This window comes from Desulfobacter vibrioformis DSM 8776 (assembly GCF_000745975.1).
Lineage (GTDB): Bacteria > Desulfobacterota > Desulfobacteria > Desulfobacterales > Desulfobacteraceae > Desulfobacter > Desulfobacter vibrioformis.
In genome coordinates this window covers 1-24,711 of sequence record NZ_JQKJ01000021.1, presented here as the reverse complement: position 1 = coordinate 24,711, position 24,711 = coordinate 1, and the positions used below count along the sequence as shown (strand labels likewise).

Genomic DNA, 24,711 nt, shown 5'->3' with positions numbered 1-24,711 from the left:
TTGAGAATAGGACTTCTAATGAACATACCCCAGATAGTCAGTCCGGACGGTTACATTGATACCATTGCCCCACGTACGTCCGGAGACGCGCAGATGGATGTTCGGTTTCTGTTCCCCAAGGTGTCCGATTATATTGTATCATCCTTAAAGGAAGGCAAACCCTGGTTTTTTTCCGGCAGGAGCGGCAATGCCCAGATCGGACTGCTTACGGACACCCACATGCCCGGGGAAACCCCGCCGGTGCCGGAAATTGACGGATCAAAGATTCTGCTTTCCGGCATGATCCGAAATCTGAACCCCCTTTTGACCAATGCCCTGGATTTATTTGAGACCGGAGATGAGATCGGCCGGCTCGTACTCATGGACCCGGAACTGCGCATCCGGGATGTCCGCCATTATCTTCATAAACGGCTTTTTGTGGGCAACCGGGTGGGCAAGGGGTATTATGAAGGATTTGATATCTGCCAGGAAACCGATGCGTTAACCGGGAAAAACTGCGATTATATTGAGGTGGCGCTTTCATCTTTCCAGTATTGTTTTGAACCGGCAGCCATGAACCGGTCCAGTATTGGTGCGGTGATAAAAAAGGGCCGAAGCGCCCTGAATGCCATCCGGTCCAAGGTTTCCATGGATCCGGAGCATGCCCTTCTCAATCCGGGGGCACTTTTTGTGGGGGCCATCAAGATCTCTCTGGGCGACATTTACGGGATTATTGATGCCGTGGTTACCCCGGAAAAAGATAATATTATCCATCTTCCTGCCAGGGTGCTGGATCCTTTCCGCACCTTCAGGGACCGGCAGGTGGAACTGTATCATATGGGGGAAACACCGGTTGGCTTAAGTGATATCCGTATCCGCATCCGGTTTTTCAGAAGTCAAAACCCCTTGACCGTCCCCCTGGAAAAGGCCAGGGTCAAGGAAGGGTACCGCTTATACGACCTGCTCACCCATGCCGAGGTGTCCAATCTGTTCGATATTCTGGACGACAATGCCATGGGCCTGATCCTGAACAAAGGTAATTTCATCCAGGTGCCCCGGGCCCTGGATACCAAAGGAGAGGCCCAGCTGGAGATCATTAAAAACTGTCTGGCAAAAAGTACCCAGCGCCGCCATGAGCCCTTCATCCCCGATACCCTGGGCCACAGGCTCAAGGAGACCCTTGGCAAGCTGTCCGTTCTGGGCGGGGTCAATTCCCGGGTGTTCATTGGCCGGCGATTTCCGGAACGGGAAGTGGTGGATGCGCTGCGAAGAACCGGATTGTGTACGTTTCTTATAAATATGGAAAATCCGTGTTTTGCCGACGACGATATACGGCACATGATCGCTTTGACCCATGCCGGGCAAGCCAGGTGCGAATTCATGCGATACGATCCTGTGATCGACAAGCTGTATTCATTTTACCACGGGTGTTTCATGGAGCCCGACGACTGGGAGCGCTTTGACCGGGTAAGGTTCTGGTTTGCCTTTTACGGGTCACATACAAATGCTGTGGACAACCGCCTGACCATTGACCTGATCAATCGTCTGGCCCTGCGTTTAGGGGATGAAATGGGCATTGTCCATGGCGGCGGCCCCGGCCTGATGAAGGAGGCCAATGATCTGGCCCGCCGGCACAATATCATGAGCGTGGGCATCGCCGTTGAGCTGGAAGGGGAAAACCAGGCCTCTTTAACCACCTGTGACGGGTTGATTAAATATAATGAAGGCCTGCGCCTGGCCCGCCAGGATCATCTGCAGAAACTGAGCAACCTGCCCGTGATCAACACCGGCGGATACGGCAGTGCCGAGGAGTTGAGCATCACCATCACATCCATGAAAATCCATGAAAATATTCTGGCACCCATTATCCTTCTGGACCCGGATAATTTATGGGAAAATGCCAGAAAGCAGACCCAGAAAATCGCAGATAAAAAATACGGACCTGCATTCATCCCCCATCTTGTGAAATCCTGTAAAAATGCAGCCCAGGCAGAAACCCATCTGATTGAATTTCTATCAGATCCTGAGCTCTGGTATGAGAAAAACAAAATACCGGCCCAAAGCGTGGAAACGGCAAGAATCAAAGCGGCAAGGATCCGGCGCTCCTTTTTGTGTCTTGGGGATGTGGAGCTGTTTTGCACACCCAGCCCGCGGCTTTCACCGGTACGGAGCATTAATACTAATTAAGGAGTGTTAATAAGACCATGACTTCCAAAACGCGTTTCAGGTGCCTTGCTGTTTTGATGCTGGGTTTTTTTGTGCTTTCAGCCGGTGTTTCTCCGGGCCGTGCGGAATCGGTATGCGACCATGTTACCCTGGCGTGGTTACAAACCCAGGTGCCTGTGCCCAAAGATGCGGAGCTGGTATTTAAAAAAGATCAGGGCGTTATTTGTGAAGCCGTACTTTCCATTGAAGGCGGTCTTGCGCCGGTATACGCGGGCAAGGATTTCATTGTGGCCGGCCAGCTGTATAAAAACGGTGTGTCCATCACCCGGAATACCATGTCCAGCCTGTCTGACGTTGCTGATGCAGCACGAAAAAAAGCCAGAGAAAAAGAGGCAAAGGCTGTTGAGATGCGCAAAACTTTTTTTAAAACCCATGCTGCAGACCTGGCAGACCTGGTCTCCTTAAGTTTTTCGCCGCAGGGATCGTCGGATAAGTTCATTTATGTGATCTCAGATCCGGCCTGCAGCCACTGCGAGGCACTTCTTGGCGGCCTGGAAGACGTTGCTGCGGAGACAGGCCTTACCCTGAAACTGGTCATATATCCGGTTCTGGGTGAACAAAGCAAAACCATGGCTGCCCATGTTATCTGTAACCGCTTAAGCTATGGTGCATATAAAACCCTGAAAAGGGATGACGCAGCAGAAGGCTGCGACAAGGCGGACCTGCGCATAAACAAAACCTTTGATCTGCTCAAAAAGGCTGATATCTCTTTTGTGCCTCTGGTGATTGCCCAGGACGGCTCCTGGATGGTGGAGGGCAATGATATCTGCGGCGTACGTGAGCACCTGGGGCTGGACCCGGGCACCGGCGAAAAAGGCGGCGACTGCCAGACGGCCCAGGAAGAATAAATCTGAAATGGCCGCCCCAGGCGCTTTGCCCTCTTGTTTCCTGCATCTTGTCTCTAGTTTCTTATAAAAAGCCATCCTAAATTGGCATTAAAATGCAGGCAAGTTACAGAGCATTACCCTGCCGGAAATGCGAAATTCCATTGATATCTGCCTGGAATTTATGTAAATTAACAAAACAGTTCAGATTCTTATAAAGTGCTGCCCGGGAAAAGGGACGTGCCAATCGCAAAACCTGACCGGTTTTTTTGTTTACGACAGGGGATAACCCATCATAAGGGGGGAAGTTGTACCATGGAAAAACAAAGACATTATCCGGGCAAGGCTCCGGAAACCAATGAACAGCCCGCCACAAATCTTCACGAAGAGATTAAACAGCACATCATGACAACCATGGGGAACGATTTTTATCCCCCCAGGAAAGACACGTATTACAAGGGACTGGCTTACAGTGTCCGGGGCCGGCTGGTGAAAAAGTGGCTCAACGCCCAGCGCTCTTTCTACGATAGAAGTGCGAAACGGATTTATTATCTTTCCCTTGAGTTTTTACCGGGTCGGTTTCTGATGAATTATGTCACCAATATGCAATTGAACAAAGAGTGCGAAAAAACCCTGGAAGAAGCCGGATTCACCCTGGAGGAAATTGAGGAACAGGAGTGGGATGCAGGCCTTGGCAACGGCGGTTTAGGGCGGCTTGCCTCCTGTTACATGGATTCCATGGCATCCCTGGATATCCCGGGCTATGGCTATGGTATCATGTATGATTACGGCATATTTTATCAAACCATTGTGAACGGCTACCAGGTTGAACAATGTGATAACTGGGTCCGCTGGGGAAATCCCTGGGAATTCAAGCGCCGGGGATTTTTATCAAGGATTCAGTTTTACGGCAGGTCCGAACCCTATAAAAACAGTGCGGGCAAGCGTTGTTACCGGTGGGTGGATACCTTGGATATTAATGCCATGGCCTGCGATATCCTTATTCCGGGGTATGGTACCCAGAATGTAAACAACATGCGGTTGTGGGCGGCCATGTCCAGCCAGGATTTTTCCTTGAAGGAGTTTAATCAGGGCGACTATATTGGTGCCATGGAGAGCAAGGTGCTCACGGAAAATATCTCCAAGGTGCTTTATCCCAATGATGAGAAAGAGGTGGGCCGGGAACTTCGCCTCAAACAGCAGTATTTTTTTGTGGCAGCCACCTTCCAGGACATTGTGCGCAGGTTTAAAAAGCACAATTCCGATTTCAAGTTACTTCCTGACCGGGCCGCTGTCCAGCTCAACGATACCCACCCCGCCATTGCCATCCCCGAACTGATGCGCTTGCTGGTGGATGAGGAAGGTCTTGAATGGGATAATGCCTGGGAGATTTCAGTAAAAACCTTTGCCTATACCAATCACACGGTACTTCCCGAAGCCCTGGAGACCTGGCCGGTCAGCCTTGTTTCCCGCCTTTTGCCCCGTCATATGGAGATCATCTACGAGATAAACAGACAGTTTTTAGGCATGGTGGAAAAACTATACCCTGGCAAGCCGGAGCTGTTAAAGCGGGTCAGCATTATTGAGGACGGCCAGGAACAAAGGGTGCGCATGGCCCATCTGGCCATTGTGGGGAGCCACACGGTCAACGGTGTTGCCGCGCTTCATTCCAGAATTCTGAAAGATAAATTATTTAATGATTTTAACATTATTTTTCCCGGAAAAATCATTAATGTCACCAACGGGGTCACCCCTCGACGGTGGGTGCTCCAGGCAAACCCGGCCCTGTCTGCGCTGATCACCGAGACCATCGGATCAGACTGGATCACCGATCTTGATCAGCTCAAAAAGCTTATTCCCCATGCAGACAGCACTGAATTTCTTGAAAAATGGAGACAGGTGAAATTGGGGAATAAGGCGCAGCTGGTAAAATATATCAAACGTAAAGTAAATATGGATATAAACCCTGATACCCTGTTTGATGTTCATGTGAAGCGGATTCACGAATACAAACGTCAGCTTTTAAATATTTTCCATGTCATTACCCTGTATAACCGGATAAAAAAGGATCCGGCCAAAGAGGTTGTGCCAAGGACGGTTATTTTTGGTGGCAAGGCGGCACCTGCCTATGTTCAGGCAAAACTGATCATCAAACTGATCAATTCCGTTGCAGACATGGTGAACAATGATCCGGACGTGAACCATAAACTTAAGGTTGTTTTTCTGCCGAACTATTGTGTTTCCCAGGCTGAAAAGATCATACCCGCAACAGATCTTTCCGAGCAGATTTCAACGGCCGGGCTTGAAGCATCAGGTACCGGGAACATGAAATTTGCCTTAAACGGAGCACTGACCATCGGCACCCTTGACGGGGCCAATATCGAGATCATGGAAGAGGTGGGCGAAGACAATATCTTTATTTTCGGCCTGACCGCCAAAGAGGTGGAAAAGAAAAGAGCCCAGGGATACAACCCCTGGGATTATTATAACAACGATGAAGATCTGAAAACCACACTGGACATGGTAAGGACTAATCATTTTATTCCGGGGGAACCCAATCTTTTCCTGCCTATCTGGGATTCGCTGATGGCCCATGGAGACCGCTATCTTGTCCTTGCTGATTTCCGCGCTTTTATCCAGGCCCAGGAAAGGGTCCGTCTCCTGTATCAGGATCAGGAACAATGGACCAGATGTTCCGTTTTAAATACGGCAAATATGGGGAAATTCTCCAGCGACAGAGCTGTCAGGGAGTATGCCCGGAATATCTGGCACATTGAGACAGTCAAATAGTGTTTGAACGGCTCATAGAGAAGCTTTCGCTCTTCTATCGGGCCGTTCAAACACGGGTTTTCCGTTCAGGCACTGAATAATATAATAATTCGAATAGTATAGGATTTTCCATTTCCTAACACCTAACACCTAAAACTTAACAACCCGCCCAAAGGGCGATAATATATTTGTCAGGCTGTTGCAGCGGCGCGCAGCTCTTTGGCCGCTGCCGCCAGATTTTTCAAGGATGCTTTTGTCTCGGGCCAGGCCCGGGTTTTTAAGCCGCAGTCCGGGTTGATCCACAGCCGTTCCTTTGGGATTCGTTTGGCAGCCTCCTGCATGTTGGCCACAATGAACTCTACGGATGGTACGTTGGGAGAGTGGATATCATACACCCCCGGACCGATCTCGTTGGGATAGGCGGTTTTGTCAAAGGCGTTTAATATCTCCATGTTGGAACGCGATGCCTCAATGGTGATGACGTCGGCATCCATGCGTGTGATGGCATCAATGATATCGTTGAATTCCGAATAGCACATATGGGTATGAAGCTGGGTGGCGTCTTTGACTCCGTTGGCGGCAATCCGGAATGCCCCCACGGCCCAGTTCAGATATGCCTTCCACTGATGTTTACGCAGGGGCAGCCCTTCTCTTAAGGCTGCTTCATCCAGTTGGATGATGGAAACCCCGGCCTTTTCCAGATCCAGTACCTCGTCGCGGATCGCAAGAGCGATCTGGCGGCAAGTGTCGGCCCGGCTTTGGTCGTCCCGGACAAAGGACCAGTTCAAAATGGTTACAGGGCCTGTGAGCATCCCTTTGACCGGTTTTTCAGACAGGGACTGGGCATAGCCAATCCACGCCACGGTCATGGGCCGGGGCCGGGACACGTCGCCAAAAAGAATGGGCGGTTTGACGCAACGGGACCCGTATGACTGCACCCAGCCATAGCGGCTGAAGGCAAAGCCGTCCAACTGCTCGCCAAAGTATTCCACCATATCGTTGCGTTCGGCTTCGCCATGAACCAGCACATCCAGGCCAATCTCTTCCTGGAATTCAATGGTGGTTCGTATCTGGTCCCGGATGCCGGCGGTGTAGGCATCCTGGCTGATTTCCCCTTTTTTGAATTTAAGGCGCAGCGCGCGGATCTCTTTGGTTTGGGGAAAGGAACCAATGGTGGTGGTGGGGTAAAGGGGCAGATTGAGTCTCTCTTTATGAATTTTGGCTCGTTCCGGGTAGGGCTGATTGCGTTGTCCCCAACTGTCATCCACCCGGGCCAGGCGGGCCTGGACCTCCGGGTTGTGAATCCGGGCTGAATTTTTCCGGTTTTCCAATGCCTTTGCGTTCTCTTCCAGGGCCGCTGCCACTAGTGTTCGCCCCTGGTTCAACGCCGTTGCCAGAAGATCTAATTCAACCAGTTTCTGCCGGGCAAAGGCCATCCAGCTTAAAAGTTCGGTATCCAGTCCGGTCTCTTTTTCCAAGTCCACAGGCACATGGAGCAAGGCGCAGGAGGGGGCCAGCCACAGCCGGTCGCCAAGCTGGTCATGGATGGGTGCCAGTTGATCCAAAAGGGCGTTTAAATCCGTTTTCCAGATATTTCTGCCGTCAATCACCCCCAATGACAAGGCCATATGTTCGGGCAGCCGGGAAACCAGATCCGGTACCTGGTCTTTTCCCCGCACCGCATCCACATGAAGGGCCTGAACCGGCAGCGACAGGGCCAGATCCAGGTTATCGCCAAGGGAACCAAAATAGGTGGCCAGCATGATCTTGACCGCTTCGTTCCCCAACGTCTGGTAGGCTTGTTCCACCAGCAGTTTCCAGTCATTATCCAAATCCGTGACCATCAACGGTTCATCCATCTGCACCCACTCGACATCCCGGTCGGCCAGCAGATTCAACAGCCGGGCATACTCCGGCAGCAGCTTTTTGAGCAGGGTTTTCTTGTCAATATTTTCTGCCTTGCCCAAAAAAAGATAGGTCACAGGCCCTAAAATAACCGGCTTGGGCGTTACGCCCGATTTTTGAGCCTCTTGTATCTGGTCCAGCAGAGGTTGGGCATCCAGGCAAAATCCGGAAGATGGATCAAATTCCGGGACAATGTAGTGGTAGTTGGTATCAAACCACTTGGTCATTTCCCCGGCGCAAATCTGGTTGGCTTCCCCATCGCCTGCGGACTGTCCCCGGGCTGTGCGGAAGTACCGGTCCAATGGTGATCCACAGGTTTCCCGGGCCCGGGCAGGGATATTTCCAAGCATCCAGCTGGTGTCCAGAACATGGTCGTAAAATGAAAAATCGCCCACAGGCACATAATCAAGCGCCTTTTGGCCGGCCCAATTGTTTTTCCGAAGCCGGGCACCGGTTTCAAGCAGTTGGTTTTGGGATGTTTCTCCCCGCCAGTAGGATTCCAGTGCGTGTTTGAGTTCCCTGTTGTCGCCGATGCGGGGAAACCCCAGGTTGTGGGTTTTCATGCAGTTCATTCTCCTTTTTCCAAGCGTTATTGTTGGTCAGACTATAAAGGAAAGTAAAGCATGATGAAAAATGATATATTTTTAGTTATTCATAAAAATATATTATGATTTTGCACGGATTAAAACCACGAAGTTCACGAAGTTTAGTCCTCTGATATCTTCGTGCCCTTCGTGGTAAAATACTCAATGCCTAGGTTTATGACATTGAGACCCGGCACCTATCTTGGATGTCTAATCAAGATAATCCACATGTTTAATTATTTCTGCCACAACGGTCTCTTTCTTTTCATTAAACATCGCCTTGTTTTTTTCAAAAAGATTATTTCCTTTTGTATCAATGGAAACAATCAATGGGCCAAATTCTTTAACACGCATCACCCACATGGCTTCGGGCATGCCCAGGTCCAGCCATTCAACAGATTCCACCTCTTCTACCCGGCTTGCGGCAAGCACTGCGCATCCGCCGGGAAATACGGTATGAACCGTTTTATTGGCTTGACAGGCTTCAGCCGTTTTCGGCCCCATACCGCCCTTGCCCACAACCAGTTTAAGGCCTGTTGCTTCTATAAATTCTTTTTGAAGTTTTTCCATGCGCATACTGGTTGTCGGCCCGATGGAAATAACCTCGTACTTGCCGGGTTCATCTTTTTTTTCCTGCATAATAGGACCGGCATGGAAAATGGCTTTGCCTGCAAGGTCAACGGGCAGTTCTTTTCCCTGTGTGATATGGCGGTGATGAACATCATCCCGGCTGGTGACCAGATATCCGTTCAGGAATACGACATCTCCAATCGTAAGGGATTCAAGATCTTCATTTTTTATGGGTGTTGTTAAGATTTTTTTGCTCATAGTACTGCTCCTTTATGTGAGATGATTTCATATTCCAGGCTTGAATCAAATTTGATGAGTGCTCTTCTGTGGGCCCAGCACCCGGTTGACAGGCCAACGGCAATGGTCGCAGGATGGCGTCCTGCCTGCTCAATATTTACACCCATGACGGAATTTTTACCGGTAAGGCCGCCCGGACCGATTTCAATGTCATTGAGTCCTTTTTCAATCATCGCCTCCAGTTCTGCGCCGCGGGTGTTGCTGTTATGCGTTCCGATGGGGCGAAGCAGGGCTTTTTTAGAAAGCTTGGCTGCCACCTCTACGGACCCGGCAATACCAATACCAACCAAAAGCGGCGGACAGGCGTTAATGCCATAGGAGGTGATCTGATCAAATATAAATTTGACCGCACCATCATATCCTTCCAGCGGCATCAGGACCTTTGCGGTGCCGGGCAGGCTGCATCCGCCCCCTGCCATATACATATAGATTTTTACCTCGTCATTGTGGGGAACAACCTCCCAGTCGATCCAGGGAATTCTTGTGCCGACATTATTGCCGGTATTTTTTTCATCAAAGATCTCTACGCAATTATGACGCAAGGGAGATTCTATGGTGGCTTTTTTTACCGCTTCAACCAGACAGCTTTCAATCTCGTCAATCATGGGGAATTTAGAACCGACCTGCACAAAGTACTGAATAACACCCGTATCCTGACAAGCAGGTCTGTTAAGCTCGTGTGCCATTTTCAAGTCATCAAACATGGCATCATAAACGAGTTTTGCCATGGGCGTATCTTCCTGTGACCTGAGTTCTTCGAGTTTGGCAATAACATCATCGGGAAGATGTTTGCCTGCATAGCCGGTAAACTTGGCCATCACATCAATGAAGTGTTCGCGTTGCGTGTTTAGGTCCATTAATCTTATTCTCCTTATGTGGTTTTAGGGATAGGAACCAAGTAAATAATAGAAACCATACGAGACATTCGTCTCCTCCAAAAAAAAACCACAAAGATTTGGCGCTCATTATCCGCCCTAACCTTCGTGGTTTTTTAACATGTCCGTTACAAAGGCCCTCTGGGTCAGCGTTCCCGTTCCTGACCCAGTGAACCATCCATAACGGCGATCTCACTGCTATATCAAAAAAAAAGCCACGAAGATTTGGCGGATATTATCCGTCCTAACCTTCGTGGCATTTTTGATATTATTAGCCCAGAGGAACTGATCTAAATTAAAACGGTTGCTCTGGTTTTAAATCTTATTTACCGCTCTTGCCTTCTGGCAAAAAGTGATCTTAATTTGTTTTCCTAAAAAAATAATAAATCCTGATTTGTTAGAAATGTACTATATTCGATTTGTATGAATGTCAAGCATTAAAATGCGGCAACCCGGATATTTGCCATAAGGATCATGATTCTTTCTTTTGGCCCGCCCTTTTACGGGTGCCCCCATTATGCTTTAAACTGCATTATCCCGCAACGCCGTTTCCATCTCCTGCTTGACGGTTTTAAGGCTTTCAACCGCTTCCACACGTTTCTTGCGGTTTTCTTCGACAATCTTTTTACCTGCATCACAGATCTGTACCAGGGTCTCTTTCATGGAGATCAGCAAGGCAATCTTGGTGGCATAATCCCCTTCTGATTTTTTGGCTTCCAGGATGGCGTCTTTCATGGTGCGGTTGCGAAGATCTTCCACCCGCTTCAGCATGGCTTCTTCATCCTTGCGGCCGAGCTGCAGCTTGCGCAGGCGGGCTGTGGTCACGATGTCGATGACCGCCTCTTTTAAGGCCGGTATCACAAAGATCACCTTGTCCACCAGATTATCCATCTCAATGTTGATGGCATCCTGGATGGCGCGGATTTTGGGGATGGTGGTGGCAGCCCGCTGGGTAAATGAAATCTGCAGGTTGACCAATCTGTGATTGAACGCTTCCAGGCCGTTGGCAAAATCCTGGACCTGGGAGGCCAGTAAGGTGTTGGCCGGCTGATCCTGGGCCTGTTGTTTCAGCGCAGTGAATTCTTCTATTCCCCGTTTCAGGGCCAGCTGGCCCCCCACGATAATGGGCATCACCGCTGCGATCTGGTCAATGGTACGGTCCAGCAGCATCTGGTATTTGGTGTTGTCCTCGATCAGGGTGTTGCGTTCGCCTTCGGCCTGCATCTGCATTTTGTCAAACTGGGTACGCACATTCTTTTGCCGGTCCACCAGGAACTGGATCATTTTGCCAAGTTCCTTGGCCTTGCTGGTGAACATGCCGAAAATTCCACCGGTTTCTTTACCTTCCAGGATGTCCTGGAATTTCTGCAGTTTTAAGTCATCAATGTTGCGGTTCAGGGCAATGAGCAACTGGCCGGCCAGGTCCGAATCCTTGGCCTTGATGCCGTCCAGCAGTTCATCCAGAAAGTCGGACATGGCCTTTTCTTCATTATATCCGTAGAATCTGACACTGTTGCGGTCAATAAAGTCAACAGCTTGGGCGTACTCATGGGCCATTGCCTGCTGGGCCTGGTCCAGTTGTTCGTAGGTCAGGATGCTTGGCTGGTGCTCCAGCATGGAAAGCTTGATTTGTGCGGGCAGGTTTGCCGTTGGCTGGGGGGAGACACCGGCCCCTGCCTGTGTCTGGGGGGCTGTTGCGGCCTGGATCTTTTTCCGTGCATTGATTTCATCTGGCAGGTTAAATTCGTTGTCTGTCATGGGCTGGCCTTCCTAAATATATAAGAAAATTATTGTTTGATTGTATTTAAAATGATGTCCATGGTTTCTGACGACGGCATCTGGATGATGGAGGTGATCACCTCGGGCAGGCCGGACACCTTGTGTTTGCTTGGATCGTTTCTCACCCCTTTGACCGAGGACCTGAATCCATGGCTTTCCCAGGCAATCTGTTGGATTTCAGGGTCTTTCAGCGCTTCCATAAGCCGCTGGCCTTTTTCATTGACTGCGATCAGCGGATGGGAAGACCAGACCGTAGGCTGGGGATAAAGGGTCCTGATATTCTTTTTTAAAAAATCAATGCTGTAGTCGTCACTGTTCTGGATGGCATATTCAATGAGCTGGTTTTCATACCCCACCAGCAAAGGATAGGTATATGGGTTGGAGATAAACAGATCAAAAATATCGCCCGAAGATTTTTGCTGGAACCCCATGCGGTCATAATATGCTTTGATTTTCGGCAGGATATCTACAATGGTGGCGACGCTGACCACATCCCCATAAAGCACGTTGGCCAAAAGCCCGAAAAAAATATTCCCGGAGTTGCTCTGGGCAGGGTCCGTGGACAGAATCTTAATACTGCCCGGAATGATGGGAAGATCAATATCCTTCCATTTGGCGGCGTTGACAGCTAAGTCCGCAAGCTTTGGAAAATCAACAATGTAATGCACATTTTCCTGGACACTGACCACCCCGATTTTAATCAGGGCATCGGCCACCTTGGCCGGGCAGTAAAGCACAATAGGGGAGTTGAAAATAACGTCCGCTCCCGTGGATGTGCCGCCTGTTTTTTTGAACCACTCCACACACACAAAATTGGAGGGCCAGAAAAAATCAGTGTCAGGGGTGCGATACACCGGGTCTTTAACCATCTCCACACTGCCTTTTTTATGGGCGTCTATGGTGATGCGGTATTTTTTATCCAGAATTTTTTTAACCGCTTCATTGGCCAGAAATCCCATTTTTTCCCCGCCCACATATCCTTTTACCGTAATCGCGTCCGGTTGCTTGACTTCCTTGAGCATGTCGCTGCTGCCTAAAAACCGGAATACGCCAATGGCGGCAATGGCCGCCAGGGCCAGCACAATGCCCAGCATGCTTTTTTTGTTCATTGGTTTGTATATCTCCTAGACCGGATTTATATATCTATATTATATATGGTTTCCATGCTCTGCCCTTCCACCTGAAGCTGGGTAAAATCGTTGTTCCTGAAGGCTTCCAAATGCCGGGAAAAGCTTTCCCGGATGGTGGTGACTTTATTTTCCATGTCCGCAAGCTTGGCCTGTTCATTACCCGTCAGCCGGCCTGCCGCAGCTAAGCCGGTATACGCGGTCAGAAATTTATGGGCCCGGGGCAGATGGTCGTTGATCAGCCGCCTGGCATTGTTGGTGGTCAAATCCTTGGGGTCCTGTTCAAAGTTGGTGAACAGGGTGGATACGGTTGCTGCAATGTCCCGGATTTTTGCCGCGGTATCCGGGCGCACACGATCCAGTTGTCTTGCCAGCTTTTCTAATTTTTGGGTCCAGTCCCTGCCAAGGGCCTGGGTATCTTTAAGTTCCTGCAGGGTAAGGCCCGGTACGACTTCGATTTCAGAATCTTCTTCTTTATCCCGCAGGATCAGCTGGTTGACGATTCCGCCAAAAAACAGGGCAATGATCACATCCACCCACCATTTGAATTCAAGAAACGTATCTGCTGCAAAATAAGCCCCCACAGTCACCAGCGCACTGATCACCATATTGACCTTCCAGTTTACCGGCATGGTTATCTCCTAATTATAGCCTTTCATCTTCCTGAACGCATCGGCCACATTGTGCTGCCCTGAAAAGTACCGGCCCCCGAAAGAGGCTGCAAGTTCCTTGAGCTGCCGCTCATCCGCCTCAGAACCAAAACTTAAGGTGAAAATAGGGATATCTTCCAGGCCCAGGCGCATTACCGCCTGTCTGACAGGGTGAATGCTTCCCTTGGACTGCCCGTCGGACAACACAACAATAGCTGGAAAATGGCCTTTGACGTCGTCCGGGTGCTGACTGATGTATGTCAGGGCCGCCACAACCCCTGCGTACATGTCTGTACCGGAGCCAAGCTGCATTTGGGCCACTTTGTCCATAAGAGATGACAGAACCGCCGGATCATTGCCCTGGGCTGTGATGGGCGGTCCGGGTGTGTCACTGAAAGGAATGATCACATGAATGTCCCTGGGCGTTGGCTGAAGCTTGTATTCCCTTGCCTTTTCCGGGGTGAGCAGGATGGACATGGCCTGCTGCACAGCTTTTTTGCCATTGTTGTTATACATGGATCCGGAATCGTCAATCACCCAGAAGGTGGCGGACGGTTTTCTGACCTCTTCCTGGTACAGATCCAGTATGGCAGTGAGAACTTCTTCCCGGGGCGGCTGGATCGGGGCAATGATCCTTTTAACGTCAAACCCGTATTCGGGATTGAACGCCTTTTTATCGGACAGGGACGGATCCATGGCTAAAAGCTTGTTGCGTCTGCCTTTGGAGATCATCTCTTTCTGGGCATCAGGGGAGAGAAGATAATTTTGCAGTTCATTGAATATTTTTTCCTTTTGCCCGTTGCCCTTGTCCACATACCCCAAAGGATGGTCCGCCATCATGGTTGCATCGGACAGATAGACCACATGCAAGGGGTCCAGTCCCTTTTCCAGAAGACCGGGGTGGTGAACCGTCTTGCCGGTGGCGTTGTCAATTGTGGTCCAGCCGATGTTGGCTTCGCTGATCATGGCTTCATAGTTGATCATACCGTCCAGTTTGTCTGCACTGTCCACCATTTTGGATTTAAGCCAGCCGGAACTGCCGGAGGTGGCTGCTACTGTGGATTCCATCTCTTTTACCCGGGCCTGGATCTGCGGGTCTTTCACAAGATCCATGGTCCAGGTGTCGGGTTTTCCGGCAAAGGCCCACCAGGCCGCCAGATGGAAAAGCGCCCCTGAGTTGGACTGTGTGGAACTGGTTTTGCCGTATTTAAATTCTTTTTTTTGGGCCGCGGCCAGAAACGTTTCCATGGCAGGGCTTTGCTTATCCCAGCCCAGTTTTTTCACCACGCTTTCCTTCAAGCCTGCCACAATGGGGGAGACCATGATGCTGCGCCTGTTTTTTACGGCATGGCTGGTGTCGCCCAGAATGAACCAGATGGTGTGAGCGGGCCAGAAGGCATCGGCAGGGGTGGCGGTCCCGTCATTCATCATGCGCATCATGTCAATGGAGCCTTTGTAGTGAATCTGAATGGGATATCCTTTTTTATCAGCCCATTTTCTAATCATGGGTTCAAGCCCGCTCATTTCCGAACCCGCATATATGACGAATTTTTCAGATGAATTTGATGGGACATTGCCGGACTGGGATGTGTTGGCCTGCTGTTTGTGTTCCGGGGCATTATCCGAACAGCCTGATGCAAGTGCTAAAAGCAGGGCCAGGACCCAGATCCAGGTCATTATCTTTATGCAATGGGGTTTCACGTGGTTTCTCCTTTGGCGGTTTATGAAAGGTAAGACCTGTAATAATATAATACCAGAATGCCGTGTTACCGTTAGAATACGATTAGAAAGCGAAGGGTTCCGCAGGAAATAATGATGGCTTTTAACTCATTGCCGGTGGGTGTATTTTTATGAGAAACTAGAGACAAGAAACAGGAAACAAGAGGGCGAAGCGCCTGGTGGCGCACATTTTAGCCCTGCATTGTTTGTTGTGGGCTTGCGGCCTTGCGGCCTATGTGGGGTCTACAAATTTTGCTGCAGCTGCAGCGCAGTTCTCTCCGTCAATGGCTGCGGATACGATACCGCCGGCATGGCCGGCCCCTTCTGCGCAGGGGAACAGCCCGTGAACATCCGGGTGCATGAAGGTTGTCCTGTCCCTGGGAATTCTTACCGGAGAACTGGTTCTTGTTTCCACGCCGATGAGCTGGGCATCATTGGAGGAAAATCCGGGCATTTTTTTATTGAAAATAGTTAATGCCTCCCCAAGGCCTTTAACCATAAACCGGGGCAGCCGTTCATGCAGGGGGGCGGATATGATGCCCGGGATATACGAGCTTGGATTCAGGGTTGTACTGTTTTTTCCGTTTAAAAAATCCATGGCTTTCTGGGCCGGAGCCACCTGGGAATGGCCGCCCAGTTCAAAGGCCATCTTTTCAAGGGCCATGCGGAGTTTTAATCCGGCAAATTCATTTTCCTGCCTGTAATCCGTCCAGTCTTTTTCCCCGACACTGACCACAAACCCGGAGTTGGCAAAGGGTGAGTTGCGTCCGGAAACAGACATGCCGTTAACCACCTGCTCATCAGGACAGGTGGCTGCCGGCACAATAATGCCGCCCGGGCACATGCAGAATGAAAATGCCCCCCGTTCACTGGTCTGGCAGGTCAGGGTGTAGGCGGCTGCCGGCAGGTTGCTGCTATAGTTTTTTGAATGGTACTGGATTTCATTGATCAGCTTTTGGGGGTGTTCAATTCTCACCCCCATGGCAAATGGCTTTGCCTCAAGCCGGATATTATGTTTTCGAAGCATATAATAAACATCCACGGCAGAATGGCCCGTGGCAAGTATGAGTTCTTGTCCCGGCACTTCTACGCAATCATTGACCACCACCCCTTCAAGCCTGTGGTCCCTGATCATAAGGTCAGTGACCCGGCTGTTGAACTGTATTTCACCGCCATTGGACAGGATGGTTTCCCTTATGGCTGAAACGATCCTGGGCAGTTTGTTGGAACCGATATGGGGGTGGGCATCTATTAATATATCCGGGTCTGCGCCATGCTGAACAAGGATGTTTAATATCCTTTTGACATCTCCGCGTTTTGTTGAGCGGGTAAAAAGCTTGCCGTCACTGTATGCTCCGGCACCTCCTTCCCCGAAACAATAGTTGGAGTCCGGGTTGACCCCATGGTTTCTTTGTATGGCACTGATGTCAAACCGCCGGTCCCTGACATTTTTGCCCCGCTCCAGGACAACGGGTTTGATGCCGGCCTCAATCAGTTTCAGGGCCGCAAACATCCCTGCCGGGCCGAATCCTGCAATGATTACATGTCTGCCCTGTTTGACCGGTTTGTATGAAATGTCCTTTTTTACGGGGAGATAGGGTTCATCAATATATACCTCATACCGTATCCGGAATGCCGCGGATTTGCGGGCATCAACGGAGCGTTTCAACGGTATCAGGGCAGTGATTTCATTGACATGCGCCTGTAACTTTTTTGCGGCCAGTTTTTTATGAAGCGCCCTGTCATAAAGGCTGTCCGGGTGAATGGCAAGTTCAATCTGTTTTAGCATCCCCGGTTCCTGGTTTAAAACTTATGATAAATTTGTTCCTGTTCATCCAGAATGTCGTCCAGGATGGCTTCGGTGGTATAGGGGTTCATGATAACGCTTCGGAGCACCACCACCATGAAGTCATCCTCTGGCGTAAGTTTTAGCCGGGTTCTGGAGACAAAACTTTTGCCGGCCTCCCGCTGGATGCGCTGGATGCGGATATTGATTTCGTCAAGCTCCTGGTTCAGGTCTTTGCGCGCCTGCCCCCGGGCTGTTTCCAGCTTCTGCCGGATGGACATGGGCACCAGCCGGTAGGTCAGGATATTGAGTACAGGCCGGGTCACAAGTTCGAATTCCGGCCGCTCTTCTATTTTTTGGGCAAAGGCCCTGGCCGTTTCAATACCGTGATCAATCATCAGGGCATACCCTTTGGCGCCCATGATTTTCAAGGCGGCATCCAGGATCAGACAGGCGGCTTCCCTGGAGCCTTCAAGGGTTTTGATGCCTAAATCCACAGATCCTTTCCGGTTGACGTACCGGGCATGGTAGGCAATGGCGTCAAGGGCATGGGCGTTTTTAAAATAAACCATGCCCGTTCCCATGGGCATGTAAAACTGTTTGTGGCCGTCAATGGTGACGGAATCTGCCCGTTCAATGCCCGAAAGCAGATGGGCATAGGTGTCTGATAACAGTATCGGCCCGCCCCATGCCGCATCCACATGAAAATGAATCTGCTCCTGTTCACAGATGTCGGCCATCTTTTGCAATGGATCAATGGTTCCTGTTTCCGTGGCCCCGGCAATGCCCACTATTGCGGCGATTTTTGTACGCCCCTCGTGCTTCAGGTCCTGGACAGCCTGCTTAAGTTTGTCTATATCAATGGCGTGATCCGCTGTAACATCTATGGTAATGATGTTTTTATTGCCCAGGCCCAGAATCCCGCTTGCTTTTCTCAAAGAATAGTGGCCCCGCCGGGATACAAGGATCACCACCCGGTCCGTGTGATGGACGCTCATGGCCTTGAACAGGCCGTCTTCTTCAATGCTTGAAAAATCATCTTTGGGCGGGAACAGGCGATTTCTGGCCACCCACATGGCTGTCATGTTGGCCGTGGTGCCGCCGGATGTAAATGCGCCCAAAGCCGTACGGGTATTCTGGACATGGGCCCGGTAAAAGTCCCGGCTTTGTTTGAAAATCAGGCAGTGGATTTTGGCCAGCACCTGCCGTTCAATGACAGCCAGCACCTTGGAGGTTTCCATTTTAATGACATTCTGGTTCAAGGCTGCGGTAATGGTTTTAAGATGCACCATGAAAAAGGGCAGGGCAGAGGTCATGTGACCAATGAAGTAGGGCGATGCCACATTGACTGCTCTAGGGGCAATGTCTTCAATGATATCTTCAATAACCTGGCCCAGATTTTTCTGGGGATGTGCGCTGATCGTAACGTCCATGTAATTTTTAGCCAGTTCAGTGAGGCTGATCTCTTCGGTGACGCCCACATGCCGGTTAAGAAAATCATGCAGTCCGAACAGGATCTGCTCCATATATTTAACCAGGGTCTTTTTGCTGTTTTCATCTTCGGGGCGGATGAATACCCGGTCCAGGGATTTGCGGTCTGCGATCAGCTGCCCGGCTGGTTTTCGAAAATTTTTATGGCCTTGATTCCAGGTACTTTTTCCAGACAATGAAAAAAATGAAAAAGAGGATGACATATTGTGAAGGTCTTTCCTTCAGTTTAAAAATTGTGTTGTCCGGCATCATGGATCTGCCGCCTTTTGCATTCTGCGACCGTCATGTTTTTAATTTAACTTGAAAATCGCCTTAAAGTATGGCAGGTCTACCCTAAAATAAGGAGAAAATCAAATGGAACTTAATATTAAAGATATTTTAACACGGGTTACCCGGTACAATCTGATCCGCAACGGCAGAATGATCTATATTGATGTTCACAAAAAGATCCAGGGCAACCTGGCAGGGGATTATGTTGCCGTGCCCAACCTGGTGAATATTATTGCAGAATCTAAGCATCAGGGTGCGGGCAGCACCGAGGACGACGCCCTTTCAGACTGTCTGAAAAAAATCAAGGACCTGAACCTGGAAGATCTGTTTCCCAAGGTTGTCCCGAAAAACAATGCCCCGAAGCCTGCGGAAAAATTCCGGGAAGATCATTAACCGGCAGGCGGTTGATTCCCTTTTTTTGTTTTTTTTCAGATTTCCTTTGATTCCATAGCGGTCTGTTATTGAGTTGTAACAGGGAGTGTGTTATTTTTGAACCATCATCTCACCCAAAAAAGGAGAGCCTATGAACATTTCAATCACTTTTAAAAACATTCCTTCATCAGATGCTTTAAAATCCCATATCGAAAAGAAATTAAATAAATTAGATAAAATGCTGGATTCCCCGGCCGAGGCTCAGATTGTCCTGTCAGAGGAAAAATTACACAGCATTGCTGAAGTCAATCTGACTTGCAATAAGCTGAAAATTCATGCCAGGAGCGAGGCGGAAGACAACAACATGTATTCAGCCATTGACAGTCTGGCCGAAAAAATTAGAACCCAGATCAGTAAATTCAAAGAAAAGCAACGGCGGCATCTGGCTGGTGATAAACAAAGTATCAAAGATGAAGTGCTGGATTACGAAGTGCTGGATTAGGCAGACAGCGAACAGACGTTTGTCTGAAATATGATTGAACCGGATCCCGGTCCCGAAAAGGACTGGGATCTTTATTTTGTATCAATTTGTTTTGTATCAATTAAGATAACGCTATAAAAGGATAACGCTATAAATTTCTTTCAGCCTGGATAATGGCCTGCACCCCTTTGTGAAGATTCTTTACAATGGTATTGGCGCTGATACCTAACCTGCGGATATTGGAGATGTCAAACACTGCTTTTTCAACAGCGGTTTTTTCCCCGCCCGTGCCCCGGATCTGCAAATGGTGATCCCGGGCTATGGTTTCAAGAAAAGATGGGTTTTGTTCCAGTTTTTCAAGGTGAATATGCACCCCTGCCCGCATGGCTGTTCCGATATTGGTGGGGCAGGCTGTGAGGAAGCCTTTTTTCCGGTCAAAGGCAAAATCAAGTCTATTGTCCAATGCCTTGATCATCTGTATCAGCCGGTGAAAAACATTCGCAATATCCCCGCCCGGGGCCTGGGCCATGATGCGCAGATGATCTTCCTCATTGACCCATACCCGGACCACGTTGTCCTGGCTTGTGAATATGCCGCGGCCTAAAGGATAATCCCGGTTGATGCCTGCCGCATCCATGAACCGGTCGCCTTTCCCGAAGGCCAGCCCTTTTTCAAGCAGGGCATTGAACTGTTTTTCATTCAAATCTGTAAAAGAAATATAGGCACCGGATAGTTTTTCGGGCAGGGATTTGAAGGCGTGTTTTACCGTCTCTTCCAGGGCCAGGCGCTGATCCGGGGTCATATTGCCCGAAAAAGGAAACCTTTTCAGGTTTCTTGCCACCCGTATCCGGGATGAGCGTATGAATGTCTGTTCCGGGTCCAGGTCCGGCAGACTCGCTTCCTCCAGGCCGGGTTTATGGCACCAGCCCGGGCCAAGATGATGGTAGTCCTCAATGATGGGGAGCAACACCGGTGCAAAGCAGTCATAGCTTTCCATATCCCCGGCATAGATACCAATGCTGGAATCGGGATTTTCAATGCCGGACCTGATGGCCTGATCAAGACTGTATCCCGACGGGGTGCGAATGGTTTTAAGGTCGTGATAAAGTTTTTGGGTCAGGTGCTGTTTTATTCTGGACTGGGAAAAGACGTGAAAAGGCAGTCCCGGTTCAGCTTTCATAACGGGAAGACTGGGAAGATATTCCCCGGGCCAGCCGGGTCTGGATCTGGTCTAAAATAATACAGTCAGCATGGCATCTGGGCAGGTGTTCCCTGAATTCACAATTGACGCATGGGCTTTGGGTCAGATAGCCCACTTCAAAATCAAATAAATCTCTTTTGACTGTTTGGTTGTTCATATCTTTTATATATACTGCAGGTTAAAATAGAAACTTTTATATCATTTTATTCAGGCCCGGGTCAATATCCGGGTTACAACCCAGGCTCTCCAGGGCACATAAGAGAGACCAGGCGTGCCATAAATTTACGGCGTTCATGGTTGATATTTCGGGAAAAGGCGAGTTTATACAAGCGATTACGAATAATGGATGGTCCCTTACGCACCCACCAGGTTTTCGGACAATACTGAAATATGCTCGGGGCCTATTCCGCAGCATCCGCCGATCAGCGTCGCGCCTTCCCGAACCCATTTCCGGGCCCAGTTCAGATATGATAATGGGGTTAAATCCCTGCGCATATCATTGAGTTCTTCGTTTGCCTTTGCATCTTCGGACTGTGGCGGGAATGCATTGGCATAGGCTCCGATTTCAATATCCCCGGCGCCCAGGCGTGCCAACTGATGCCGGGTTACCTTAATGGCCTGACTGATGACCTCGGGTTGGCAGCAGTTAAATAAAACAGCATCCACCTTCGCATGAACCATTGCTTTGACCGCATCAGCCACGGATTCGCCGGAGCGTAACACGGGTTCCCGATTTAAATGTAAATCGTCCAGGGTGAAAGAAACCCAGAACGGTTTGCCTGAGATATCCAAGTGATCAGTCAAAGACTTGATACGGACAGGTTCATCAATCAGGCTCTGGGTTTCACACAGCCATAAATCTATATATGGACAAAGCCCCTCTATTAAAGGGGTTGCAATTTCAACCACCCGTTCCGGTCGGTACAAATCGGCACGGTAGGAGCCGAATAATGGAGGGATGGAACCTGCAACGCGTGTACGGGGCCGGGTTTTGATCCGGGTTTCATTGACGGCTGCACGAGCCGTCTTACCGGCGCCGGCGGCCAGAGTTCTGCTCTGTTTTTTAAATTGTTCTTCACCAATATGAAAAGGGACCAGGGCATAACTATTGGTTGTTATGACCGATGCGCCACTTGCAATAAATGCTTTATGAATCTGCTTGACAGCCCAAGGGGCCTCAATCATGGCCAGTGCTGACCACTCCGGCTGTTTGAACGGCGCTCCCTGCCGTTCCAGTTCCCTTCCAATGCCACCGTCCAGAATCGTCACTTTTCCCGTCGTCATTGCGGGCTCCTTATATTTTACCCAAATATTTCAGAAGTTTGATTGTCATAACTACTTTTAGTTGCCTATATAACTGCCCAGAATACGGATTCACTTTTTAAACTTGGCCGAATATCGTTCAATCATATTTGATTGTTCAAACAGTGAGAACAGTTCCGGGTCAATATGTACGGTTGAGGCCATTTCCCGCATGATATCCAGTGCGGTTTCCGGTGTTTTAGCTGTTTTGTAGGGTCGGTCATTGGCCGTAAGCGCTTCATAGATATATGCAAAAGATTAGACCAATTTTTAACTACCCATAATTCCATTAAAAAGGACAGATTTTTATGAAAAAGGGTTGCTATTCCCATCCTCAAGAGTGAAAAAAGCGATCAAATTTTCATCAAATTTGATTACGGCTTAATTTTGAGCCTGCTTTGTCAAACCCAATAATCTCCTTATGTAAAAGGTGAGACACACCCATTTTTAAAATTATCTCGTACAGGTTTTAATCAAATTAATCTGGCTTAAAATGAAAAGGACGAAAAGCTTTGTCGAGCCTCTCGTCCTTAAACACCGGGATTTTAAAATCCCAACAAAAACATATAAATGATAGTGAAGGTCAAAACAGAGATCAAGAAAATTTGCAAAAAATAACGGTGCCGAGCCTTATCCTCAAAGTGCGCCTTTAAATTCGGGCTATTAAGCCTTCGCTGTTTTTTATTTAAAAAAGTCTCATGTCGCGTTCGGCGTTTTGGGGGCTTACTTTATCATCACCTCAATGAGTGAGTGAAGCAGGGATTTTCCTCGTTTACCAGCGTTATGAACGAATTCAAAAAAAACGAGGTAAGAAGGTAGTTTCTCTTGTGAGATACCTTGATGTGGACGAATCCAGCTTCGGAGTAATGACCAGAAGCTTTCCATCATCCCGAGCAGACAGTCCGCCTGGAAAACAAACTGCCCGCTTATACCGTAGGCAGCCTGCAAAGATTGTCTCAAGTAGAAACCCTGCTGGCGTTTATTGGGTCGATATTGCAGCAGAGCAATCCTTTTGCAAAGCTTAAAGAACTCACTCAACTTGTCAAAGAACATTTTCAACTAATACCATCTGCCAAACATATGGTTGGAAGGGATTTGGGAAGGTTAGAGCCAACCCCTTCATTGAAATACAAAATATAAACTATGGTTCGTATAAAATACGACATCAAGTTGTCACGAAAAAAACTTGATAGTCGAGTTTTAGATTTTGTTATGGGCTGTACTAATTACACGAAATCAGTGAAGTCAAAAGTAGTAATTCAAGATGCCTGCGGCAGAAGTTGTTGGCACCGATCAATATCCAATTATTTTAACAACTGATTATAGTGAGTTAACATGTTCTGCATGTCTTCATCCTCTTTTAAACTAATGGACGACATAAACGTTAATCCTGACTTCGCCATTTTTTTGAAATCTTCTATTAACTTACCCTGAGGAAAGGTAGCGGTTTTACCACTAACATCACCGATAGTAACCATCTTGCTTTTATTTACAAATGTAGACGTACCAACATAACTACATGCATCAAATGTATAGTCTTTACCGTTTTTGATTGCATCAATGGAGGAAAGCAGAAAGTGATGAATTAAACTCACCATATAATCACTAACTTCAAGTACATAGTTATCATTGCTTATTAACTCAATTTTTCCGTATATATGGTACCAGTCCTCTGCTGGATTTGGACAAATCTTATTTTGATTCATTTGCCATTCGTGCTCAGCAATGAAGCTGCCTAAATTATCGCGTAGTAAGATGGAGGTTTTCATAAACTGTCTTTTTTATTCCTTTTATCTAAGATTGTTAAGCGCATTGGCTTCTGCGAGGGAAATGACCTGATGTGCGGCACCTGTTGGGAAAATGGTGGGTATCCAATGATTGGCGCCACCACCACCGATTCGGTAGCCTCCTGTGTTCACATTATTACCGAGGTTTATGTTAGCAATTTGAGGATCAGACAACCCATTGATTAATGGTTGTATAATTGCGTATAGTCCTGCGTAGGCAGTTCCAGGAGCATAAAACCCCTGTTGGACATTGGCTGCTCCAAAATTGAAATTATTATAAGTATGTCTGGTTAGAACATGATTCCATGAATTAAAGCTGGCTCTTTGGGTGACTGCAGTATTCCACTTCGTTATGGTTGCTGGCAATCCCCCAGCCGCCAGTGGATGGTGAAAAAAATTAAGTGTTGCGATCATTGCGTTAAATCGTACCAATGTAGCTACGGCTAGAAGCAATGCTCTGATATTGTTAGGGGTATTTGTCACGGCATTGCGAGCAACAGCAGTTGTCATATCGGTTATAGCAGCGCCACCTACCGGACATGCTGTTATCATGTTTTGTATTTCGGCAAGGGTGCCATTTGCAGCTACGGCTGTGACGAGTGCGGTTGTATTTGGGACAGTACCTTTACCTGCTATATGAGGAAGCAACGCAGTTAATGCATTTGTGGTTCCCGCTCCGTTTGGCGAAGCAACCAGTAATGCATCAGCCTCTGCAAT

General features: G+C 48.7%; 20 protein-coding genes and 1 pseudogene. 5 read left to right on the top strand and 16 right to left on the bottom strand.

Annotated elements, in window-relative coordinates; all coding sequences use genetic code 11:
- The first annotated feature begins 18 nt into the window (after positions 1-18).
- From Q366_RS13700 to Q366_RS13690, 3 genes are all read left to right on the top strand, one after another.
- Positions 19-2,166 carry an LOG family protein gene (locus Q366_RS13700; protein ID WP_035239936.1) on the top strand — a complete coding sequence of 716 codons (2,148 nt, stop codon included), beginning with the start codon at positions 19-21 and terminating at the stop codon, positions 2,164-2,166.
- Positions 2,167-2,183: 17 nt separating this feature from the next.
- On the top strand, positions 2,184-3,053 hold the full coding sequence (locus tag Q366_RS13695) for a thioredoxin domain-containing protein (protein WP_051958063.1): 870 nt from the start codon (positions 2,184-2,186) through the stop codon (positions 3,051-3,053).
- A 291-nt stretch (positions 3,054-3,344) separates the two neighbouring features.
- Positions 3,345-5,819, top strand: coding sequence for a glycogen/starch/alpha-glucan phosphorylase (locus Q366_RS13690; RefSeq protein ID WP_035239934.1), 2,475 nt, complete (start codon positions 3,345-3,347; stop codon positions 5,817-5,819).
- A 170-nt stretch (positions 5,820-5,989) separates the two neighbouring features.
- Here Q366_RS13690 and metE read toward each other — a convergent pair whose 3' ends face one another.
- The 9 genes from metE to panP form a co-directional block, all read right to left on the bottom strand.
- Positions 5,990-8,266, bottom strand: a complete 2,277-nt coding sequence (metE, locus tag Q366_RS13685; protein ID WP_035239932.1) for a 5-methyltetrahydropteroyltriglutamate--homocysteine S-methyltransferase — start codon at positions 8,264-8,266, stop codon at positions 5,990-5,992.
- A 231-nt stretch (positions 8,267-8,497) separates the two neighbouring features.
- Positions 8,498-9,115 (bottom strand): L(+)-tartrate dehydratase subunit beta, encoded by a 618-nt coding sequence (ttdB, locus tag Q366_RS13680; RefSeq protein ID WP_035239929.1) that lies wholly within the window; start codon positions 9,113-9,115, stop codon positions 8,498-8,500.
- Positions 9,112-10,011 carry a L(+)-tartrate dehydratase subunit alpha gene (gene ttdA, locus Q366_RS13675; RefSeq protein WP_035239927.1) on the bottom strand — a complete coding sequence of 300 codons (900 nt, stop codon included), beginning with the start codon at positions 10,009-10,011 and terminating at the stop codon, positions 9,112-9,114. Before ttdA ends, ttdB begins: the two co-directional genes overlap by 4 nt.
- A 540-nt stretch (positions 10,012-10,551) precedes the next feature.
- Positions 10,552-11,787, bottom strand: a complete 1,236-nt coding sequence (locus Q366_RS13670) for a toxic anion resistance protein (RefSeq protein ID WP_035239925.1) — start codon at positions 11,785-11,787, stop codon at positions 10,552-10,554.
- Positions 11,788-11,816: 29 nt separating this feature from the next.
- A complete protein-coding gene (locus tag Q366_RS13665; protein ID WP_051958062.1) occupies positions 11,817-12,917 on the bottom strand; it encodes a hypothetical protein in 1,101 nt (366 codons plus the stop codon).
- A gap of 26 nt (positions 12,918-12,943) precedes the next feature.
- The gene (locus Q366_RS13660) at positions 12,944-13,567 is read right to left on the bottom strand and encodes a 5-bromo-4-chloroindolyl phosphate hydrolysis family protein (RefSeq protein ID WP_035239923.1); all 624 of its coding nucleotides are present in this window, start codon (positions 13,565-13,567) and stop codon (positions 12,944-12,946) included.
- 9 nt (positions 13,568-13,576) lie between these two features.
- Positions 13,577-15,286, bottom strand: coding sequence for a vWA domain-containing protein (locus Q366_RS13655; protein ID WP_156968180.1), 1,710 nt, complete (start codon positions 15,284-15,286; stop codon positions 13,577-13,579).
- Between the two features lie 250 nt (positions 15,287-15,536).
- Positions 15,537-17,093, bottom strand: a complete 1,557-nt coding sequence (locus tag Q366_RS13650) for an NAD(P)/FAD-dependent oxidoreductase (RefSeq protein WP_035239919.1) — start codon at positions 17,091-17,093, stop codon at positions 15,537-15,539.
- Between the two features lie 14 nt (positions 17,094-17,107).
- Positions 17,108-18,784, bottom strand: a complete 1,677-nt coding sequence (gene panP, locus Q366_RS13645) for a pyridoxal-dependent aspartate 1-decarboxylase PanP (protein WP_051958061.1) — start codon at positions 18,782-18,784, stop codon at positions 17,108-17,110.
- 151 nt (positions 18,785-18,935) lie between these two features.
- Here panP and Q366_RS13640 point away from each other — a divergent pair, with 151 nt between their 5' ends.
- Positions 18,936-19,244, top strand: a complete 309-nt coding sequence (locus tag Q366_RS13640) for a hypothetical protein (RefSeq protein ID WP_035239918.1) — start codon at positions 18,936-18,938, stop codon at positions 19,242-19,244.
- A gap of 130 nt (positions 19,245-19,374) precedes the next feature.
- Complete coding sequence (gene hpf, locus Q366_RS13635; protein WP_035239917.1) at positions 19,375-19,725, top strand: ribosome hibernation-promoting factor, HPF/YfiA family; 351 nt, start codon at positions 19,375-19,377, stop codon at positions 19,723-19,725.
- Positions 19,726-19,852: 127 nt separating this feature from the next.
- Here the strand turns inward: hpf and Q366_RS13630 are convergent, their stop codons facing one another.
- The 7 genes and pseudogenes from Q366_RS13630 to Q366_RS21590 form a co-directional block, all read right to left on the bottom strand.
- Positions 19,853-20,884 carry a phosphagen kinase gene (locus tag Q366_RS13630; protein ID WP_051958060.1) on the bottom strand — a complete coding sequence of 344 codons (1,032 nt, stop codon included), beginning with the start codon at positions 20,882-20,884 and terminating at the stop codon, positions 19,853-19,855.
- Positions 20,874-21,062, bottom strand: a complete 189-nt coding sequence (locus tag Q366_RS13625) for a hypothetical protein (RefSeq protein WP_035239916.1) — start codon at positions 21,060-21,062, stop codon at positions 20,874-20,876. Before Q366_RS13625 ends, Q366_RS13630 begins: the two co-directional genes overlap by 11 nt.
- Before the next feature lie 197 nt (positions 21,063-21,259).
- Entirely contained in the window at positions 21,260-22,189 is a 930-nt protein-coding gene (locus Q366_RS13620) for a homocysteine S-methyltransferase family protein (protein ID WP_035239915.1), read from the bottom strand.
- Positions 22,190-22,279: 90 nt separating this feature from the next.
- The gene (locus Q366_RS22395) at positions 22,280-22,453 is read right to left on the bottom strand and encodes an HD domain-containing phosphohydrolase (RefSeq protein WP_425388325.1); all 174 of its coding nucleotides are present in this window, start codon (positions 22,451-22,453) and stop codon (positions 22,280-22,282) included.
- 477 nt (positions 22,454-22,930) lie between these two features.
- Positions 22,931-23,092: pseudogene (locus Q366_RS22390) on the bottom strand (IS1595 family transposase); the annotation flags it as partial.
- 419 nt (positions 23,093-23,511) lie between these two features.
- Positions 23,512-23,976, bottom strand: a complete 465-nt coding sequence (locus tag Q366_RS13610) for a hypothetical protein (RefSeq protein WP_035239914.1) — start codon at positions 23,974-23,976, stop codon at positions 23,512-23,514.
- 21 nt (positions 23,977-23,997) lie between these two features.
- The coding region (locus tag Q366_RS21590; protein WP_035239913.1) for a hypothetical protein at positions 23,998-24,711 on the bottom strand (714 nt) is incomplete at its 5' end.

Bases quoted from the DNA above. Each gene is read 5' to 3' on its own strand.
- Q366_RS13650 (WP_035239919.1), bottom strand. From the start codon at position 17,093: ATGCTAAAACAGATTGAACTTGCCATTCACCCGGACAGCCTTTATGAC.
- metE (WP_035239932.1), bottom strand. From the start codon at position 8,266: ATGAAAACCCACAACCTGGGGTTTCCCCGCATCGGCGACAACAGGGAA.
- Q366_RS13660 (WP_035239923.1), bottom strand. From the start codon at position 13,567: ATGCCGGTAAACTGGAAGGTCAATATGGTGATCAGTGCGCTGGTGACT.
- Q366_RS13700 (WP_035239936.1), top strand. From the start codon at position 19: ATGAACATACCCCAGATAGTCAGTCCGGACGGTTACATTGATACCATT.
- Q366_RS13620 (WP_035239915.1), bottom strand. From the start codon at position 22,189: ATGACGACGGGAAAAGTGACGATTCTGGACGGTGGCATTGGAAGGGAA.
- Q366_RS13610 (WP_035239914.1), bottom strand. From the start codon at position 23,976: ATGAAAACCTCCATCTTACTACGCGATAATTTAGGCAGCTTCATTGCT.
- Q366_RS13670 (WP_035239925.1), bottom strand. From the start codon at position 11,787: ATGACAGACAACGAATTTAACCTGCCAGATGAAATCAATGCACGGAAA.
- Q366_RS13640 (WP_035239918.1), top strand. From the start codon at position 18,936: ATGGAACTTAATATTAAAGATATTTTAACACGGGTTACCCGGTACAAT.
- Q366_RS13695 (WP_051958063.1), top strand. From the start codon at position 2,184: ATGACTTCCAAAACGCGTTTCAGGTGCCTTGCTGTTTTGATGCTGGGT.
- Q366_RS13690 (WP_035239934.1), top strand. From the start codon at position 3,345: ATGGAAAAACAAAGACATTATCCGGGCAAGGCTCCGGAAACCAATGAA.
- ttdB (WP_035239929.1), bottom strand. From the start codon at position 9,115: ATGAGCAAAAAAATCTTAACAACACCCATAAAAAATGAAGATCTTGAA.
- ttdA (WP_035239927.1), bottom strand. From the start codon at position 10,011: ATGGACCTAAACACGCAACGCGAACACTTCATTGATGTGATGGCCAAG.
- Q366_RS13665 (WP_051958062.1), bottom strand. From the start codon at position 12,917: ATGAACAAAAAAAGCATGCTGGGCATTGTGCTGGCCCTGGCGGCCATT.
- panP (WP_051958061.1), bottom strand. From the start codon at position 18,784: ATGTCATCCTCTTTTTCATTTTTTTCATTGTCTGGAAAAAGTACCTGG.
- Q366_RS13625 (WP_035239916.1), bottom strand. From the start codon at position 21,062: ATGAACAACCAAACAGTCAAAAGAGATTTATTTGATTTTGAAGTGGGC.
- Q366_RS13630 (WP_051958060.1), bottom strand. From the start codon at position 20,884: ATGAAAGCTGAACCGGGACTGCCTTTTCACGTCTTTTCCCAGTCCAGA.
- hpf (WP_035239917.1), top strand. From the start codon at position 19,375: ATGAACATTTCAATCACTTTTAAAAACATTCCTTCATCAGATGCTTTA.